Origin of the sequence: Mesorhizobium sp. M0923 (genome assembly GCF_040319365.1) — a bacterium.
GTDB lineage: Bacteria > Pseudomonadota > Alphaproteobacteria > Rhizobiales > Rhizobiaceae > Mesorhizobium.
In genome coordinates, this window is sequence record NZ_JAMYNW010000002.1 from 363,037 (window position 1) to 377,470 (window position 14,434).

The 14,434-nt window shown below is 64.0% G+C and carries 16 protein-coding genes and 2 pseudogenes; 5 read left to right on the plus strand and 13 right to left on the minus strand.

Translation table 11 applies throughout. The features are described 5' to 3' along the window. Positions 1–209 precede the first annotated feature (209 nt). The 6 genes from NKH89_RS05530 to NKH89_RS05555 form a co-directional block, all read right to left on the minus strand. Positions 210–1,295, minus strand: coding sequence for an ABC transporter ATP-binding protein (locus NKH89_RS05530; RefSeq protein WP_023716836.1), 1,086 nt, complete (start codon positions 1,293–1,295; stop codon positions 210–212). Next, complete coding sequence (locus tag NKH89_RS05535) at positions 1,285–1,893, minus strand: cupin domain-containing protein (RefSeq protein ID WP_023716835.1); 609 nt, start codon at positions 1,891–1,893, stop codon at positions 1,285–1,287. Before NKH89_RS05535 ends, NKH89_RS05530 begins: the two co-directional genes overlap by 11 nt. Before the next feature lie 59 nt (positions 1,894–1,952). Further along, complete coding sequence (locus NKH89_RS05540; protein ID WP_352484080.1) at positions 1,953–3,023, minus strand: ABC transporter substrate-binding protein; 1,071 nt, start codon at positions 3,021–3,023, stop codon at positions 1,953–1,955. Further along, positions 3,008–3,886 carry an ABC transporter permease gene (locus NKH89_RS05545; protein ID WP_023716833.1) on the minus strand — a complete coding sequence of 293 codons (879 nt, stop codon included), beginning with the start codon at positions 3,884–3,886 and terminating at the stop codon, positions 3,008–3,010. The genes NKH89_RS05540 and NKH89_RS05545 overlap by 16 nt, the downstream gene beginning before the upstream one ends. After that, positions 3,883–4,770 carry an ABC transporter permease gene (locus tag NKH89_RS05550; protein ID WP_352484081.1) on the minus strand — a complete coding sequence of 296 codons (888 nt, stop codon included), beginning with the start codon at positions 4,768–4,770 and terminating at the stop codon, positions 3,883–3,885. The genes NKH89_RS05545 and NKH89_RS05550 overlap by 4 nt, the downstream gene beginning before the upstream one ends. An 84-nt stretch (positions 4,771–4,854) precedes the next feature. Continuing rightward, a complete protein-coding gene (locus NKH89_RS05555) occupies positions 4,855–6,138 on the minus strand; it encodes an NAD(P)/FAD-dependent oxidoreductase (RefSeq protein WP_023716831.1) in 1,284 nt (427 codons plus the stop codon). On the opposite strand from NKH89_RS05555, the gene NKH89_RS05560 reads away from it, so the two are divergent. Then, positions 6,023–6,367 (plus strand): hypothetical protein, encoded by a 345-nt coding sequence (locus NKH89_RS05560; RefSeq protein WP_352908471.1) that lies wholly within the window; start codon positions 6,023–6,025, stop codon positions 6,365–6,367. The two genes, NKH89_RS05555 and NKH89_RS05560, sit on opposite strands and share 116 nt — an antisense overlap. Then, positions 6,364–7,521, plus strand: coding sequence for a fumarylacetoacetate hydrolase family protein (locus NKH89_RS05565; protein ID WP_352850382.1), 1,158 nt, complete (start codon positions 6,364–6,366; stop codon positions 7,519–7,521). Before NKH89_RS05560 ends, NKH89_RS05565 begins: the two co-directional genes overlap by 4 nt. A gap of 45 nt (positions 7,522–7,566) precedes the next feature. Here NKH89_RS05565 and NKH89_RS05570 read toward each other — a convergent pair whose 3' ends face one another. From NKH89_RS05570 to NKH89_RS05580, 3 genes and pseudogenes are all read right to left on the minus strand, one after another. Next, positions 7,567–8,001, minus strand: a complete 435-nt coding sequence (locus NKH89_RS05570; protein ID WP_352494013.1) for a substrate-binding domain-containing protein — start codon at positions 7,999–8,001, stop codon at positions 7,567–7,569. A gap of 37 nt (positions 8,002–8,038) precedes the next feature. After that, positions 8,039–8,416 (minus strand): annotated as a pseudogene (locus NKH89_RS05575) (type 1 periplasmic-binding domain-containing protein); the annotation flags it as partial. 25 nt (positions 8,417–8,441) lie between these two features. Continuing rightward, a pseudogene (locus tag NKH89_RS05580) lies at positions 8,442–8,621 on the minus strand (LacI family DNA-binding transcriptional regulator); the annotation flags it as partial. Here NKH89_RS05580 and NKH89_RS05585 point away from each other — a divergent pair. Next, positions 8,620–8,913 carry an AMP-binding enzyme gene (locus tag NKH89_RS05585; RefSeq protein ID WP_352494032.1) on the plus strand — a complete coding sequence of 98 codons (294 nt, stop codon included), beginning with the start codon at positions 8,620–8,622 and terminating at the stop codon, positions 8,911–8,913. The pseudogene NKH89_RS05580 and the gene NKH89_RS05585 sit on opposite strands and share 2 nt — an antisense overlap. A gap of 6 nt (positions 8,914–8,919) precedes the next feature. Here the strand turns inward: NKH89_RS05585 and NKH89_RS05590 are convergent, their stop codons facing one another. The 4 genes from NKH89_RS05590 to NKH89_RS05605 form a co-directional block, all read right to left on the minus strand. Next, positions 8,920–10,128 (minus strand): CaiB/BaiF CoA transferase family protein, encoded by a 1,209-nt coding sequence (locus NKH89_RS05590; protein ID WP_352484086.1) that lies wholly within the window; start codon positions 10,126–10,128, stop codon positions 8,920–8,922. Next, complete coding sequence (locus tag NKH89_RS05595; protein ID WP_023716825.1) at positions 10,128–10,619, minus strand: MaoC family dehydratase; 492 nt, start codon at positions 10,617–10,619, stop codon at positions 10,128–10,130. Before NKH89_RS05595 ends, NKH89_RS05590 begins: the two co-directional genes overlap by 1 nt. 1 nt (position 10,620) lies before the next feature. After that, the gene (locus tag NKH89_RS05600) at positions 10,621–10,857 is read right to left on the minus strand and encodes a biotin/lipoyl-containing protein (RefSeq protein ID WP_023716824.1); all 237 of its coding nucleotides are present in this window, start codon (positions 10,855–10,857) and stop codon (positions 10,621–10,623) included. A gap of 172 nt (positions 10,858–11,029) precedes the next feature. After that, positions 11,030–12,217: an ABC transporter ATP-binding protein gene (locus NKH89_RS05605; protein ID WP_352908472.1), complete on the minus strand. Its 1,188-nt coding sequence runs from the start codon at positions 12,215–12,217 to the stop codon at positions 11,030–11,032. Positions 12,218–12,463: 246 nt separating this feature from the next. Here NKH89_RS05605 and NKH89_RS05610 point away from each other — a divergent pair, with 246 nt between their 5' ends. Continuing rightward, positions 12,464–13,597, plus strand: a complete 1,134-nt coding sequence (locus tag NKH89_RS05610; RefSeq protein WP_352814336.1) for an enolase C-terminal domain-like protein — start codon at positions 12,464–12,466, stop codon at positions 13,595–13,597. A gap of 39 nt (positions 13,598–13,636) precedes the next feature. Beyond that, positions 13,637–14,434, plus strand: a complete 798-nt coding sequence (locus NKH89_RS05615; protein ID WP_352814338.1) for an SDR family NAD(P)-dependent oxidoreductase — start codon at positions 13,637–13,639, stop codon at positions 14,432–14,434.

The window sequence follows — 14,434 nt, forward strand, 5'->3', positions numbered from 1 at the left end:
TCTCAAAGCCATTCCCGCCCAGCCAAGCAGAATAGAACAAAAAGGGAACAAATCAAACGAAAATGATACGAGCGCCGGTACTGGCAGCACCAACGCTCGCAACCACATTTCGGTCGGCCGTATGTTGATGGCTCAGGCGCCGTCGCCGATGATGCCCTTGATCTCGAGGAAATCGTGGATCGCCCGGTCGGCGTATTCGCGGCCGTTGCCTAGCTGGACAGCATAGGGCAGTTGGCGCCACGGCGCAGGCTGATATGCGCCACGTCGCCGACGCTGAATTGAAAACCCTCCGCCCGGCGCGGCGCGTCGATCACCACCTGTGTCCCCTGCCCCAGCTCCGCATGAAGGCGCAAGGTGCGGCCGTGGAAGACGATGCTGTTCACCCGCACCGGTACAGTGCCGGCCGCCGCTTCGGTCGTCGCCAAAAAATCCTCTGGACGCACGCCGATGGTGCGCACCGTGCCCTCGCCAGGCAGTTCGCCCGTCTCCGAAACCGCTTCCAGCGGCAGGGCGCCGGCGGCGAACCGCAAGCGCTCGCCGTCACGGCCGACGAAGCGCGACTGCAGAAGGTTCATCGTGCCGATGAAGCTGGCAACGAATTTGGTGGCGGGCCGGTCGTAGAGGGTCGCCGGCGGCGCAATCTGCTCGATGCGGCCTTTGTTCATGACGACGATGCGATCAGAGATCGACAGCGCCTCGGTCTGGTCGTGCGTGACCATGACGAAAGTGGTGCCGAGGCGCGACTGCAGTCGCTTCAATTCGACCTGCATCTGTTCGCGCAGATGCGCATCGAGCGCCGACAACGGCTCGTCGAGCAGCAGCACGCGCGGTTCGCAGACGATGGCGCGGGCAAGCGCGACGCGCTGGCGCTGGCCACCCGACAATTCGGACACGCGGGCGCCGAGCTTTTCAGCAAGGCCGACCATGTCGAGCGCTGCGCCGACGCGCTTTGCCTGTTCGGCACCGGAGAGCTTGCGCAGCGACAAGCCGAAGCCGACATTTTCGGCGACGTTCATGTGCGGGAACAGCGCGTAGTCCTGGAATACGGTATTGACCGGACGGTCGAAGGGCCTGAGCGCACTGATGTCGCGGCCTTCGAGCAGAACCTTGCCGCTCGACGGGCTTTCGAAGCCGGCGATGACCCGCAGGCTGGTGGTCTTGCCGCAGCCGGATGGTCCGAGCAGGGTCAGGAACTCGCCGCGCGAAATATCGAGATCGACGGCATCGAGCCCGACGATGCTGCCGGGGAATATCTTGGAGACCTTGTCCAGCCGGACGAGTGGATCAGGTGCCATCGCGAACCTCGGACGGCTTGGTCGTGTTGACCCACAGGATCTGGCAGCGCTCGCTGCCCGGATTGCGGAAAGCATGCAGCAAGGTGCTCTTGAAGGCGAAGCTGTCGCCGGCCTTCAGGCCGTATCTGGTCGAATCGACCACCAGCTCGACCTCGCCCGAAAGGACGAACCCGAATTCATGGCCGGCATGGGCGTAGGCTTCGGCGGTGCCGCCACCGGCCTCCACCGTCACCAGCATGCCGGTCAGCGCAGCAGCCGGCGGCGACAGCAGCGACTTGGCGATGCCTTCCGACTTGACCGGGATCTGACGCCGGCTGTTGGCGCGCACACAATAAAGATCGTTGCCGGCGTCGTTGCCGTCGGCGATCAGCGCGGACGGCTCGATGTCGAGGGCGGCGGCGAGCGGCCAGATCACTCGGACCCGCAATGACGACATGCCGCGCTCGATCTGGCTCAGCGCTCCGATCGAGACGCCGGCTTTGGCTGCAAGTTCGGCCAGCGAGAGATTACGCTCCAGCCTGAGCGCCCGCACGCGCCGGCCGACCCTGACGTCGGCGTCGTCCTTCGGCTTCTCAGCCGCTTCGTCCAGCATGTCCATCCATTCGTCCTTTTTGCCAACGCTTTCCCTTCCCCTTGCGGGAGAAGGAAGAAGCAGGCTCAGCCGCCCGCCTTGACCTTCTCGAACATCTTGGCGAGTTCATCATTCTGTTTCATCGGCCCGGTGAAGATGGTGGTCTTCAACATCACTTCCGGATCGGAGGGCAGCTGCAATTTCTCCAGCTCCTCCTTCGGCACGGCAGCGAAAGCCGAGCTGGTCGAGCTGCCATAGCCATAGGCCTGGATCAGGTATTTGCCCGAGTCCGTTTCCAGCCGGCTGTTGATGAAGTCATAGGCGAGGTCGACGTTCTTGGCGTCCTTGAGCATGACGAAACCGCAAGCCCAGGTAAGCATGCCTTCCTTCGGCTTCATGAACTCGACAGGCACGCCTTGCTTCTTCAGCGACGTGGCCGAGGCATTCCAGGTCATGGCGGCGACCAGCTGGCCGCTGGCCAGCGCCTGTTCGACCGATGTCATGTCTGTGGTGTAGTTTGAGAGCAGCGGGCGCTGCTCGCGCAATTTCTCCGCAACCTTGTCCATCTGTTCCGCCGTCATGTCGAATGGATTGACGCCGGCAAGAAGGGCCGCCACCACCGGAGTGTCGTGGACGGCATCGATGGTCGCCATGCGCCCGGCATATTGCTTGTCCCAGAGCAGGTTCCAGCTCGCTTCCGGGTTCTTCACCAGATCGGTGCGGTAGAGAATCGAGGTGTTGCCCCAGTCCCACGGCACCATCCAGACCTTGCCGTCGCCGGCCTGCAGGTCGGGCAGGTTCTTGAAGACCGGGAAGATCGAATCCCAGTTCTTGATGCGCTTGGTGTCGATCGGCTGCAGCAGGCCTTCCTTGTTCCAGCGCGCCACCTTGTCATAGCATGGGTGCGCGACATCGGGGCGGAAGCCGGCCTTGACCTTGGTGAAAGCGTCATCGTCGTCGCCGAACATCGAGGCTTCGACACCATCCGGGTGCGCGGCGAGGAAGCTCTTGTTGAAGTCGGGCAGCTCATAGCCCGACCAGGTGAAATATTGCAGCTTGTCGCCGGCAAAAGCGACAGTCGACGCAAGCGCCAGCGCGAAGGCGGCCAGTCCGGTTTTCGCTGTCTTTGTCGTTATCGATTTCAGGTCGAATGCCATTGCAGTTCTCCTCTTTCGGTTTCTTCTGGTTTTGACAGGCTGGCGGTCGCTGGCCGCTGAGCGGCGGCAAGCCCGCGATGGCGCAGGATTTCGGCGAGTGCGGCGGTGACGAAGGACACGGCCAAGATCGCCGTGCCCAGCGCCATGACGGTCGGCAGCGATTTCGGGAAGCGCAGCTGGCTCCAGATATAAAGCGGCAGCGTCGGCTCGGTACCGGCAAGGAAGAAGGCGACGATGAACTCGTCGAACGAGGTCAGGAAGGCCAGCATGAACGCCGAGATAATGGCGGGCAGGCTGAGTGGCAGCATCACCCGCCTGAAGGTCGTCCAGTCGGAGGCGCCGAGGTCGAGCGCTGCCTCACGGATGGTCTTCGGGATGGCGGCGAAGCGGCTGCGCATGACCACCACCGTCGCCGGCAGCGCCACCAATATGTGGCCGAGCACAATGGCAATGCGCGACGGCCCAAAGCCGGCGAGGTTGACGAGGATGAGCAGCGATATGCCGACGATGACGCCTGGGATCAGGATCGGCAGCCGCGCTATGGCACTGATGGTGGCGGCCAGCGGCGAGCGTCCGTAGAGGTCCATATAGGACACCGTGATGCCACAGAGCGTGGCGCCGGTGGCGGCAATGGCGCCGATGACGAGGCTGTTGGCGAGCGCACCGGACAGCGCCGAATTGCCTAACAGCGTGCCGTACCATTCAAGCGTAAAGCCTTGCAGGGGAAATGCCGCCTGGACGGAATTGTTGAAGGAAAACAGCGGGATCAGCAATATCGGCAAATACAGGAACACCAGATAGGCAAGGACATAGGCACCGAGCCAGCCGCCGCCCTGCCTTGCATCGATACGCGCTGTGTTCATGTGCGGCTGCGGTATCGGCGGTCGGCGAAGCGCACCACCAGCACCACGGCGAGAATGACAAGCATGACGGCGACGGCGAGTGCGGCGCCGAACGGCCAGTCATTGGCCTTGCCGAACTCGGCCTGGATCAGTGTGCCGATCATCGTGCTGGCAGGGCCGCCGACCAGCGCCGGGGTGACGTAGTCGCCGACGGTCGGCACAAAAACGACGAGGGCCGCAGCCAGCACGCCGGGCATCGAATTGGGCAGCACGACGCGGCGGAAGCTGGTGAACGGTTTTGCGCCGAGATCGGAAGCGGCTTCGAGCAGCGATTTCGGGATCGTGTCCAGCGCCACGTAGATGGGCAGGATAGCGAATGGCGCATAAGCGTGGGCGAGCGTGACGACGACTGCTGCCGGCGTATTCAAGAACGCCAATGTCGGCTCCGACCAGATGCCGCTTTCAATCAGCGCCGAGTTCAGCACGCCATTATAGGCAAGCACGATCTTCCAGGCGAAGACGCGCAGGAGATAGCTGGTCCAGAACGGCAGGGTCAGCAGGAACAGCAGCAGCCCACGCCGCCGCCCGGCATGGAAAGCCAGATAATAGGCGACGGGATAGGCGGTGACGACGGTTGCGAGCGTGACCAGGCCGGCGATGCCCAGCGAGCGCAGCGTCACCGTCCAGTACAGTGGATCGGTGGCCACAGTGACGAAATTCGCAAGGGTAAAACCAGCCCCCAGCAGCGAGCCGTCATTGCCGCGGAAGGCAAGGAAGAACACCAAGCCAAGGGCGAAAAGGATCAGCAGAAAGGTGACCAGCCCGCCGGGCAGCAGCATAGCGAAACGGAAGCCTGGCGAAGACCGGGTTTCCGGCAGCGGCTGCGTTGCGGCAATGGTCGACATTGACTGTCCGTCGAAATTTGAAATCGACTAAGCTTTTTTCATATTGGTGAAACTGTCAAGCTGTTTCACGCTTGGGAATGAAAGTCAGCGTTCGAACGCGTCCAGCATCCGGTACCAGGCGATGGTCGCGGCAACGCCGACCTGCCGAAACGCGTGAAAAGGGATCGGCCGGATCGGCGATATCGGGAACGGCAATTGCCTGGTGTCGCCGCTCGACAGATAGGAGGCGATGCGCTCGCCAAGCGCGGTCATCAGGCCGATGCCGCGGCCCTGGCAGCCGACGACCGCCAGCAGACCCTTCTCTGGCTCGTGGATATGCGGGAGATGGTCCGGCGTCATTGCCACCCGGCCGAACCACCGCTTTTCAATGGCAATGTCTGACAGCGCCGGATAAAGCCGCAGCAGCGCGCGTTCAAGATGCGCCCAGTCGGCCGGGCCGTTCGGCAAAGCCATGCGGCCGCGCCCGCCGAGCACCAGCCGGCCGTCGGCACTCTTGCGGTAATAGACGAGGATGCGGCGCGAATCCGAAACCGGCTGCCCTTCCGGCAGGATCGCCGCAGCGAGATTGGACGATAGCGGCGCTGTCGCGATCTGGAAGGAATGCAGCGGAACGATCGTCTCGGCGAGGCCGGGAAGCAGGCCGCCGGTATAGGCGTTGGTCGCCAGAACGACCGCCTTGGCCTTCAGTTCGGCGCCGCTTTCCGCCGAAACGTGCCAAATGCCAGCACCCTTGCTGATCTGCATCACGTTCTGGCGTTCGGCGATCTTCACGCCCGCCGCGGCAGCGACGCGCGCCAGTTCCGACGTGTAGGCGAGCGGATCGATGACACCGGCGCGGCGATCGAGCCAGCCGCCGAGATAGCCTTGCGCGCCGGTCATCGTCGCAATCTCCGTCGCGCTCAGCAGCCGGACATCGGCGCCGCGGGCGCGCCACTGCCGATCCCGGTTTGCCGCCGCTTTTAGCGCGGTCCCGGTATGCGCCGCCTGGATCCAGCCATTACGGACGAACGGCACCGCCAGTCCTTCGTCGCGGATCAATTCGAAGACGGTGTCAGCGGTCGAGGCGGCAAAGTTGACGAGCGCTTCGCCGCGCTCCAGACCAAAATGCTCCAGCAGCCAGTCCGGATCGTATTTCAGGCCGGGAATGACCTGACCGCCGTTCAGGCCGGATGCGCCATTGCCGATTTCGCCGGCGTCCAGCACCTGGACGGCAAGACCGAGCCGGGCGGCGTGCAAGGCCGTCGACAGCCCCATGATGCCGCCGCCGACGATGACGACATCGACGCGTCGGCCGGCTGGAAAAAGCGACTGGAACGCGGTTGCTGTCCGCGGCTTTTGCCAGATTGGATCGGAAAACCGTAAGCGCAAGCGTCACCTGGAGATTTCAGTAAGTGAAAACCCTAGCGACGGTTTCATTATTTTGAAAGAGCGTTTTCCATGGCAATGGGCGCACGTCAGGCTCGATCAAGGTCCAGCGATGCGAAGACCGCTGGAAAGAATTGACAAAGCTCACCCTGGAAGCGGGATAGACGTTTGGCGGGAATTTGTTGAAAGTGCCGCGGCCAAAGGACAAGACAACAGGAAACGCAAGTCATGACGAACGCCACACATTTGCCCGCCGAGGGCCTCTTCGTAGGCCGCGCCCGGACGAGCGATGCTTCCCATCCGCTGGTGGTCACGGTGCGCGACGGCACGGTCTTCGACATCACGTCAAATGTGGCACCGACCGTACGCGACATTTGCGAATTGCCGGATCCGGCAGGACACGTCCGCTCGGCCAAGGGGCGGCCGATCGGCCCGCTCGAAGCCATTGCCGCCAACAGTTTCGAGACAGCGCGCGATCCGGGAACGCCGTACCTGCTGTCCCCCGTCGACCTGCAGGCGATCAAGGCGTCTGGCGTTACCTTTGTCGTCAGCCTGCTCGAGCGCGTCATCGAGGAACAGGCGCGCGGCTCGGCGGAGAAGGCCGACGCCATTCGAGCCGACATCGCCGGGCTGATCGGCCACGATCTGTCGAAGCTCAAACCCGGCTCGCCGGAAGCGATGGAGATCAAGGCCAAGCTGATCGCGCGCGGCGCCTGGTCGCAATATCTGGAAGTCGGCATCGGGCCCGATGCCGAGATCTTCACCAAATGCCAGCCGATGGCCTCGGTCGGCTTCGGCGCCGATGTTGGCCTGCATCCGGTTTCGACATGGAACAATCCGGAGCCGGAGATCGCCATGATTGCCGCCAGCAGCGGCAGGATTGTCGGGGCGACGATCGGCAACGACGTCAATCTGCGCGACGTCGAGGGACGCTCGGCGCTCCTGCTCGGCAAAGCCAAGGACAACAACGCTTCGGCAGCACTTGGCCCCTTTATCCGGCTGTTCGACGAGACATTTTCCATCGGCGACGTGAAGAAGGCGGTCGTACGGCTGAAGGTCGAGGGCGAGGACGGGTTCTCGCTGGAGGGCGCCAGTTCGATGGCCGAGATCAGCCGTTCGCCGGAAGAGCTGGTCGCAGCCGCGATGGGGCCGCACCACCAGTACCCGGACGGGCTCGCGCTCTATCTCGGCACGATGTTCGTGCCGTCGAAGGATCGCGGCGAAAAAGGCAAGGGTTTTACCCACAAGGTCGGCGACATCGTCACCATCTCGTCGGACAAGTTCGGCGCCTTGGTCAACCGCGTGCGGCTGTCACCCGACTGCCCGCACTGGACCTATGGCGCCAGCCATCTGATGCGCGACCTCGCCAGAGCCGACCTGATCTGAATAGAGAACGATCCAATTCGGCAGTAACCAGGCCGTGAACCGCCTCTATTTCGGGACGGGCAAGCAGGAGCCGCCGAGGATCAGATGGGTCGGAAAGGCGATGCGTTGCGCCGGCCGCTCGCTCTGGCGGCCGAGCCGCTCCAGCAGAAGCTGTGCTGCGGTGCGGCCGATCTCCTCGACGGCCCGGTCGATGAGCGTGATCGGGCCGGGATAAAGGAGCGCGACGTCCGACCTGTCGCAGCCGATCAGCGAGATATCGCCCGGGACCGAAACGCCTTGCTGCTGGATGGCGCGCAGCACGCCGACCAGAATGCGGTTGCCGGCGGCGATGATGGCGGTTGGACGCTCCTTCATCTGGAACAGGGCGGTGGCCTCGCGGAAACCGAAGTCCACCGAGAGGCTTTGCGAGCGGATCAGATCCTGCGGCACCGGCAGGCCGCTGCGCTGGAACGCCTCTACGAAGCCGCGCACCCCGTTCACGGCCCGGCCTGATGTCGCTGCCGGCCGTGATGATGGCAATGCGACGGTGCCCGAGTTCGATCAGATAGCTTGTCGCCTGCCGTAACCCGGTGGCGTGCTCGGTCAGCACCGCGTCGATCTCGAGCGGAATGTCGCGATCGAGCAGTACTGATGGAATCCGCAACTCCTTCAAGCGCTTGATGGTGCGCGCATCCTGTTCGTTGTTGATGGTCATGATCATGCCGTCGGCCCGCCCATGCTGCAGCATGTCGATCGCCGCCGCCTCCTCGGTGGCGCGGCCGTTGGTGCTCATCAGGTAAAGCGAATAGCCGCGCTGGCGCATTTCCGCGTCCACCGCCTTGAAGCAACTGGCATGCCAGGGATTGGCAATGTCGTCGATGACGAAACCAACCGTCATGGTGTTCCGACGGCGCATGTTCTGGGCGCGAATCGGGCTGGAAGCCGAGCGACTGGATTGCCGCGCGTACCTTCCCCAACGTCTCCGGCCTGACAGTCTCAGGCGCGTTCAAGCTCCGTGAAACGGTTCCGACGGACACGCCGGAAACGCGCGCCACGTCGCGTATTGTCGCCGCCAGAATCCGGGTTTTCCATGTCGCGAAACTGAAAATCGAACGCGACATGATGAATGCTGGCGACTTCCGCGTCTCGCCGCTGGAAGTCGAGGCAGCGCTTGCGCCCTGCCCCGGCGTCGCCGAGATCGCCGTTGCCGAACACCGGGTGCGCGACGATGTCTCGGTTATCGCGGCCTATGTCGTGCGCAAGGCAGGCGTCAGCGTCAGCGCCGAAGATATCGTCGCCCTGGCGGGGCAAAGGCTCGCCGCCTACAAACGGCCGAAACAGGTGTTCTTCGTGCCGAGCCTGCCGCGCAGCGCCAACGGCAAATTGCTGCGCCGAAATCTCGCGCCGGACTGAAGTGGTTCAGGTCTTCTGCGTCGGCTTCTTTGCGGCTCCCCGACCCCCAGCGAAGCGGGCGAGCACCGCCTCGGTATCGGCGTCGAACGGACGGCCCTGATGACGCAGGCGGCCGGGTGTCTTCGACATGCCGGCAACGACATTCTGCATCACCACGCCGTCCACTTCGGCGATCATACCGCGGGCGCGGAAATGCTCGTCGTCAAAGATGTCCCTCATGTCGAGGACCTTGGCGATTGCCGCATCGACGCGGCGGAACTCGCGCAGCACCTCCTCGGATGGCCGGCCGGCGACCCAGGCGGCGACATAGGCCTCCAATGCCTCGCGGTTCTGGCTGCGGGCCTGGAAGCCGGCAAAGCGGGGATCGTCACCGTGACCGATCAAGGCCAGGACGCGGCGGGCGACGGAATCGGACGAGCTCGAAATCGCCACCCACACGCCATCGGCGCAACGATAGGTGCCGCGCGGGACGGTGTAGGGGATGCCGGAGCCGAGCCGCGGCTGCAGATAGCCGAGATGGGCATAGGCGGACGGTAACGGCCCCATGATCTGGAACATCGAGTTGAGCAGATTGACGTCGACTGTCTGGCCTTCGCCTGTCCGCTCGGCATGACGCAGCGCCGCCAGCGCCGCAAAGGCGCCGACAAGGGCGGTGACTTCGTCGGTCATGGCGATCGGCGGCAGCAGCGGCGGGCCCCCGGCCTCGCCGAGGAGCCCGGAAAACCCACTCATCGCCTCGGCAATCGTGGCGAAGCCCGGATGCATGGCATAGGGACCATCCTGGCCGAAACCGGTGATGCGCAGGATCACCAGCCTGGGATTGCGGCGCAGCAGTTCGTCCGGCGCAAAACCCAGCGCCTCGAGCTTGCCCGGCCGCATGTTCTCGATCAGTACGTTGGCGTCGAGCAGCAGCGACCAGAGATTTTCCTTGCCGGTATCGGTCTTGAGGTCGAGCGCAATGACCTGCTTGTTTCGGTTGACCAGTTTCCAGAAATAGGAATCCGTTTCCCCCGGACCGGTCCACCCCATGCGGCGGGTCGGATCGCCACCCGGCCCCTCGACCTTGATGACCTCCGCGCCGAAATCAGCAAGATAACGGCCGGCACCCGGCCCGGCTACGACGGTGGCCAGCTCGATGACGCGGACGCCGTCGAGCGGCCCCGACGCTTCGGCCTTCGGCACGGTCTTGGTCGCTGGCGGAGCCGGCTTGTCCATCACGCGTCCTTCCCGGGGCGCAGCGGCAGCAGGACCGAGCGCGTGAATGTGCAGACTTTGAGCCGGTCCTGGTTGAACCCATCCGTGCGAACGGTCAAAACCCCCTCGCCCTGCCTGGAGGCGGATGGACGCTGCGCCAGTATTTCGGTCTCGCCATAGAGCGTATCGCCATGGAACAACGGAGCGAGATGGCGCAGCTCGCTAAGGCCGAGATTGGCGACCGCGCGTCCGGAAATGTCGGGTACGCTCATGCCGAGAAGCAGCGAGTAGACATAGGTGCCGACGACGACATTGCGGCCTTGCGCCATTTCGGTCTCGGCGAAATGGCGGTCGATGTGGAGCGGGCTGGCCGCCATGGTCAGCAGGCAAAAGAGGTGGTCATCGGCCTCGGTAACGGTCTTGCCCGGCCAGTGCTTGAACACGTCGCCGATCTCGTAGTCGTCGAGATACGAGCCAAACCTTTCGTCGCGGGCCGAATGAACCCTCGGCATGTCAGACCTCGAGCACCAGGGTCGGGGCGCCGGTCCTCACGTCATCGCCGACAGCGATCAATATCTCGATGACGGTTCCGGCGAAGGGTGCGGGAACCTCGACCTGGGTTTTGTCGGTCTCCACCGTGAACAGGGTTTGCCCCTCGGTGATCTTGGCACCGATGCTGGCCTGGATTTCGCTGATGACGACTTCATCGACGGCATCGCCGACCTTGGGCATCTTGAGTGTGGAACGCATCGTCAGTTCTCCGTCTGCAAGGCGAGGGTTGAAGGAAGTCCGCCGGCTGGCAGCCAAGCTTCGCGGCGGATGGGCGCTTGAAAACACCCACTTCTTCGTTGCCAGACGACAAGACCCCCGCCAAGATCGAGCGCAAAGACTTCGGTGAAATTCGAGGCGGCACGCGTTCTCATCACAGCGCCTTGCCCGTGGTGCCGTCGAAGAGATGCGCGCGGCTACCATCGATGACGAGTTCCAGCATCGTGTCGCGGCGCGGCACCTTGTCGGCGCTGACGCGAAGCACGATCAGGCGGGCATCCCGGCGCACCAGCTCGGCCGGATCGGCGGGAGTGCCGATCGAATAATCATCAGCGGTGCGGATGACGACCTGGGGATTGGCTGGAGCCACCGCGATGAAGGATTCAGGTTCGAGCTGTTCGACCAGCTCGACACGGCCGGCCAGACAGCTTGCTGCCCCCCCGCTGGCCGAAGCTTCGCCTGCAGGCCGCCATGACAGGTGCTCCGGCCGGAGGCCGACCAGCAATGTTCTGCCGGCCGGGAGGTCGTGGGCATCCGACTTCGGTGTCACAACCAGCCGACCGTCGCCGATGGACACGACCATCTTGCCGCGCCCGGCATCGACTACAGTTGCCTCAAGGAAATTCATCGCCGGGCTGCCGATGAAACCGGCAACGAAAATGTTGGACGGCGCGTGATAGAGCGCGTGCGGCGTGTCGTACTGCTGCAGCGCGCCGCGCGAAAAGACGGCGACGCGGCTGCCGAGCGTCATCGCTTCGACCTGGTCGTGGGTGACATGGATTGTGGTGACGCCGAGCCGCACATGCAGGCGGCTGAGCTCGGCGCGTAGCTGGACGCGCAATTTCGCGTCAAGATTGGAGAGCGGCTCGTCGAGCAAAAAGGCCTCCGGATCGCGCACAATGGCGCGGCCCATGGCGACACGCTGCCGCTGGCCGCCGGAGAGCTCGCGCGGCTTACGGTCAAGCAGATCGGCGAGGTCGAGAATTCGCGCCGCTTCGCTGACGCGGCGGTCGATCTCGGCCTTGGCAAATTTACGCAACTGCAGCGCGAAGGCGATGTTCTCGTGCACCGTCATTTGCGGGTAGAGCGCATAGTTCTGGAAGACCATGGCAATGTCGCGATCGCGCGGCGACACCTCGTTCATCACCTTGCCATTGATGCTGATCTTGCCGGTGGTGATGGATTCCAGCCCAGCGATCATGCGCAATAATGTCGACTTGCCGCAGCCGGACGGGCCGACGAAGACGACGAACTCGCCGTCCTCAACCTCAAGGTCGACGCTATGGACCGCCGAAACGGCGCCATAGAGCTTGCCGACCTTCTGCAGGCTGATCGATCCCATCAACACCCTTCCCTGCGCAACGGCCTGCAAGCAGCCAGGCGCGGGCGATGCAGGAGCGCATTTCGCACCGTTGGCGACTGCCGACAAAAGCGGTCCCGCACCAGAAATTGTGGCGCGAGACTAGGCAATTCGAGAATCTATGTCAATCGTTTGACCAGACCAGATCAATCGGTTGACCAAACCGCCTCGCGGGGCTATGGTTGCTCCGCTTTCCCGGGTCGGCCGGGGTCCTTGGGAGGGGATGGAATGCCTGGTCCTTCAACTATCGTCGATATCAGCGTCGCCGCCATACTGGGCCAATTGCCGGCGCCGGTGATCTTTGGCGACTGGGTGATGAAGCAAAGGGAATTCGTGGTCGTGCGGCTGCGCACGCAGTCCGGCCATGAGGGCTGGTCGTTCACGCTGACGCGGGATGGCGCCTGCGCCGAGCAGATCCGCAAGAGCATCGCCCCAGTTTATATCGGTACCGACGTTGGCGACCGCGTGAAGACCTTCAAGACAGCCAAGGGGCGCAGCTACGGTTCGCACAGCGCCGGTGTCGGCTTGCGCGCGCTGTCGCAGGTCGACCTCGCCGCATGGGACGCGGCAGCAAAGATAGCCGACAAGTCGATCGCCGAGTTCCTCGGCGGAACAACCGCGCCAATGCCGGCAACCGCGATCGTCGGCTACCCGCCGGCGCTGATGAACCCGCAGCAGATCGGCGAGCAGGTGAAAGGGCTCTATGCCGCGGGCTGGCGCCGGTTCAAGGCGCCAATGGGCGTCACGCTGGATGAATCCGAAGCGCGGCTGCGCGCCGCGCGCAGGAACGCGCCGGACGCCTGGCTCGGCACCGATCTGGTCTGGATGTTCTCGGACGTCGACGCGGCTGCCGCCTATGCCAACCGCCTCGCCGATCTCAATATGGGCTGCATCGAAGACATCTTCCCGCCGGGAAACGCCAGGAAGCTCGCCGAGCTGCGCAAACGCGTGCCAATGCCGATCTGGCAAGGCGACGAACAGGGCGGCTCTTACTATCCCGAAGCGCTGATCATGGCCGGCTCCGTCGACCGCGTGCGCGTCGACCTGACCTGCATGGGTGGGATTACCGGCGGCCGCGCCATTATCGACGAGTGCCTTGCCGCGGGCGTCGATTTCGGTCCGCACATGTTCGCGCATGTGCACAGCCAGGTGTTCAGCGCCTGGGGCTTTTCCGACAAGCCGGTCGAATGGGGCGTGCCGTGGAGCGGCGTCGACCCCTATGCGGACAGCCTGGTGCAACCGGAAATCATCAAGGGCGGGCTGATGAAGCCGCTTCCTGCCAAACCCGGCTTCGGCGACATGATCAACCGGGAATGGGCGCTGAGCCAACCGCACCAGGATCCCGACCACATTCTCGACTGACCAAAGCCGCCGCGGAGCGGCCTAGACACGGGCATAGCGATGACCGACGACCAGACCGTTCCCGCCAATTATGCAGTGGGCCTCTTCGACCTCTCCGGCCGCGTCGCCGTCGTGACCGGCGGCGGCAGCGGGCTGGGTGCCGCGATCGCGATCGGCTACGCGCAATTGGGCGTCACCGTCATCGTTGCCGACATCAACATGGCCGGCGCCGAAGCGACGCGCGCAACGATCGCCGAACAGGGTGGCAAAGCCGAGGTCGCCAGCCTCGATGTCACCAAGCGCGACCAGTGCTTCGCCTTGGCCGAGGCGGTCAAGCGCGGTCACGGCCATATCGACATACTGGTCAACAGCGCCGGCTCGGCCTTCCGCAGCCCGGCCGAGGAGTTCCCCGAGGACAAATTCAACTTCATCCTCGACCTCAACCTGAAGGGCACGTATTTCTGCTGCCAGGCCTTTGGCGGAGTGATGCTCGGCCAGAACAAGGGCTCGATCATCAACATCGCCTCGATCGGCTCGTTCAAAGCCTATCCCTGGGCGAGCGCCTATCTCGCATCGAAGGGCGGCGTCCTGCAGGTCACCCGCGCACTGGCGCTCGAGTGGCGCGACCGCGGCGTCAGGGTCAACGGCATCGGGCCGACACTGATGGAATCGCCGCTGACCAGGGCGGCGGGAGCGACAAGCTCGATCACCGCCGATTTCATCAAGGCGCGCATGCCGCGGCCGCGACTCGGCTTGCCGCGCGAACTGATCGGCACGGCGGTGTTCCTCGCCAGCGACGCCTCGGAACTGGTCACCGGCCATGTCGTCATGTGCGACGACGGCTATCTGAACGCCTGA

Bases quoted from the DNA above. Each gene is read 5' to 3' on its own strand.
- NKH89_RS05530 (WP_023716836.1), bottom strand. From the start codon at position 1,295: ATGGCACCTGATCCACTCGTCCGGCTGGACAAGGTCTCCAAGATATTC.
- NKH89_RS05535 (WP_023716835.1), bottom strand. From the start codon at position 1,893: ATGGACATGCTGGACGAAGCGGCTGAGAAGCCGAAGGACGACGCCGAC.
- NKH89_RS05540 (WP_352484080.1), bottom strand. From the start codon at position 3,023: ATGGCATTCGACCTGAAATCGATAACGACAAAGACAGCGAAAACCGGA.
- NKH89_RS05545 (WP_023716833.1), bottom strand. From the start codon at position 3,886: ATGAACACAGCGCGTATCGATGCAAGGCAGGGCGGCGGCTGGCTCGGT.
- NKH89_RS05550 (WP_352484081.1), bottom strand. From the start codon at position 4,770: ATGTCGACCATTGCCGCAACGCAGCCGCTGCCGGAAACCCGGTCTTCG.
- NKH89_RS05560 (WP_352908471.1), top strand. From the start codon at position 6,023: ATGATGCCGCCGCCGACGATGACGACATCGACGCGTCGGCCGGCTGGA.
- NKH89_RS05565 (WP_352850382.1), top strand. From the start codon at position 6,364: ATGACGAACGCCACACATTTGCCCGCCGAGGGCCTCTTCGTAGGCCGC.
- NKH89_RS05585 (WP_352494032.1), top strand. From the start codon at position 8,620: ATGATGAATGCTGGCGACTTCCGCGTCTCGCCGCTGGAAGTCGAGGCA.
- NKH89_RS05590 (WP_352484086.1), bottom strand. From the start codon at position 10,128: ATGGACAAGCCGGCTCCGCCAGCGACCAAGACCGTGCCGAAGGCCGAA.
- NKH89_RS05595 (WP_023716825.1), bottom strand. From the start codon at position 10,619: ATGCCGAGGGTTCATTCGGCCCGCGACGAAAGGTTTGGCTCGTATCTC.
- NKH89_RS05600 (WP_023716824.1), bottom strand. From the start codon at position 10,857: ATGCGTTCCACACTCAAGATGCCCAAGGTCGGCGATGCCGTCGATGAA.
- NKH89_RS05605 (WP_352908472.1), bottom strand. From the start codon at position 12,217: ATGGGATCGATCAGCCTGCAGAAGGTCGGCAAGCTCTATGGCGCCGTT.
- NKH89_RS05610 (WP_352814336.1), top strand. From the start codon at position 12,464: ATGCCTGGTCCTTCAACTATCGTCGATATCAGCGTCGCCGCCATACTG.
- NKH89_RS05615 (WP_352814338.1), top strand. From the start codon at position 13,637: ATGACCGACGACCAGACCGTTCCCGCCAATTATGCAGTGGGCCTCTTC.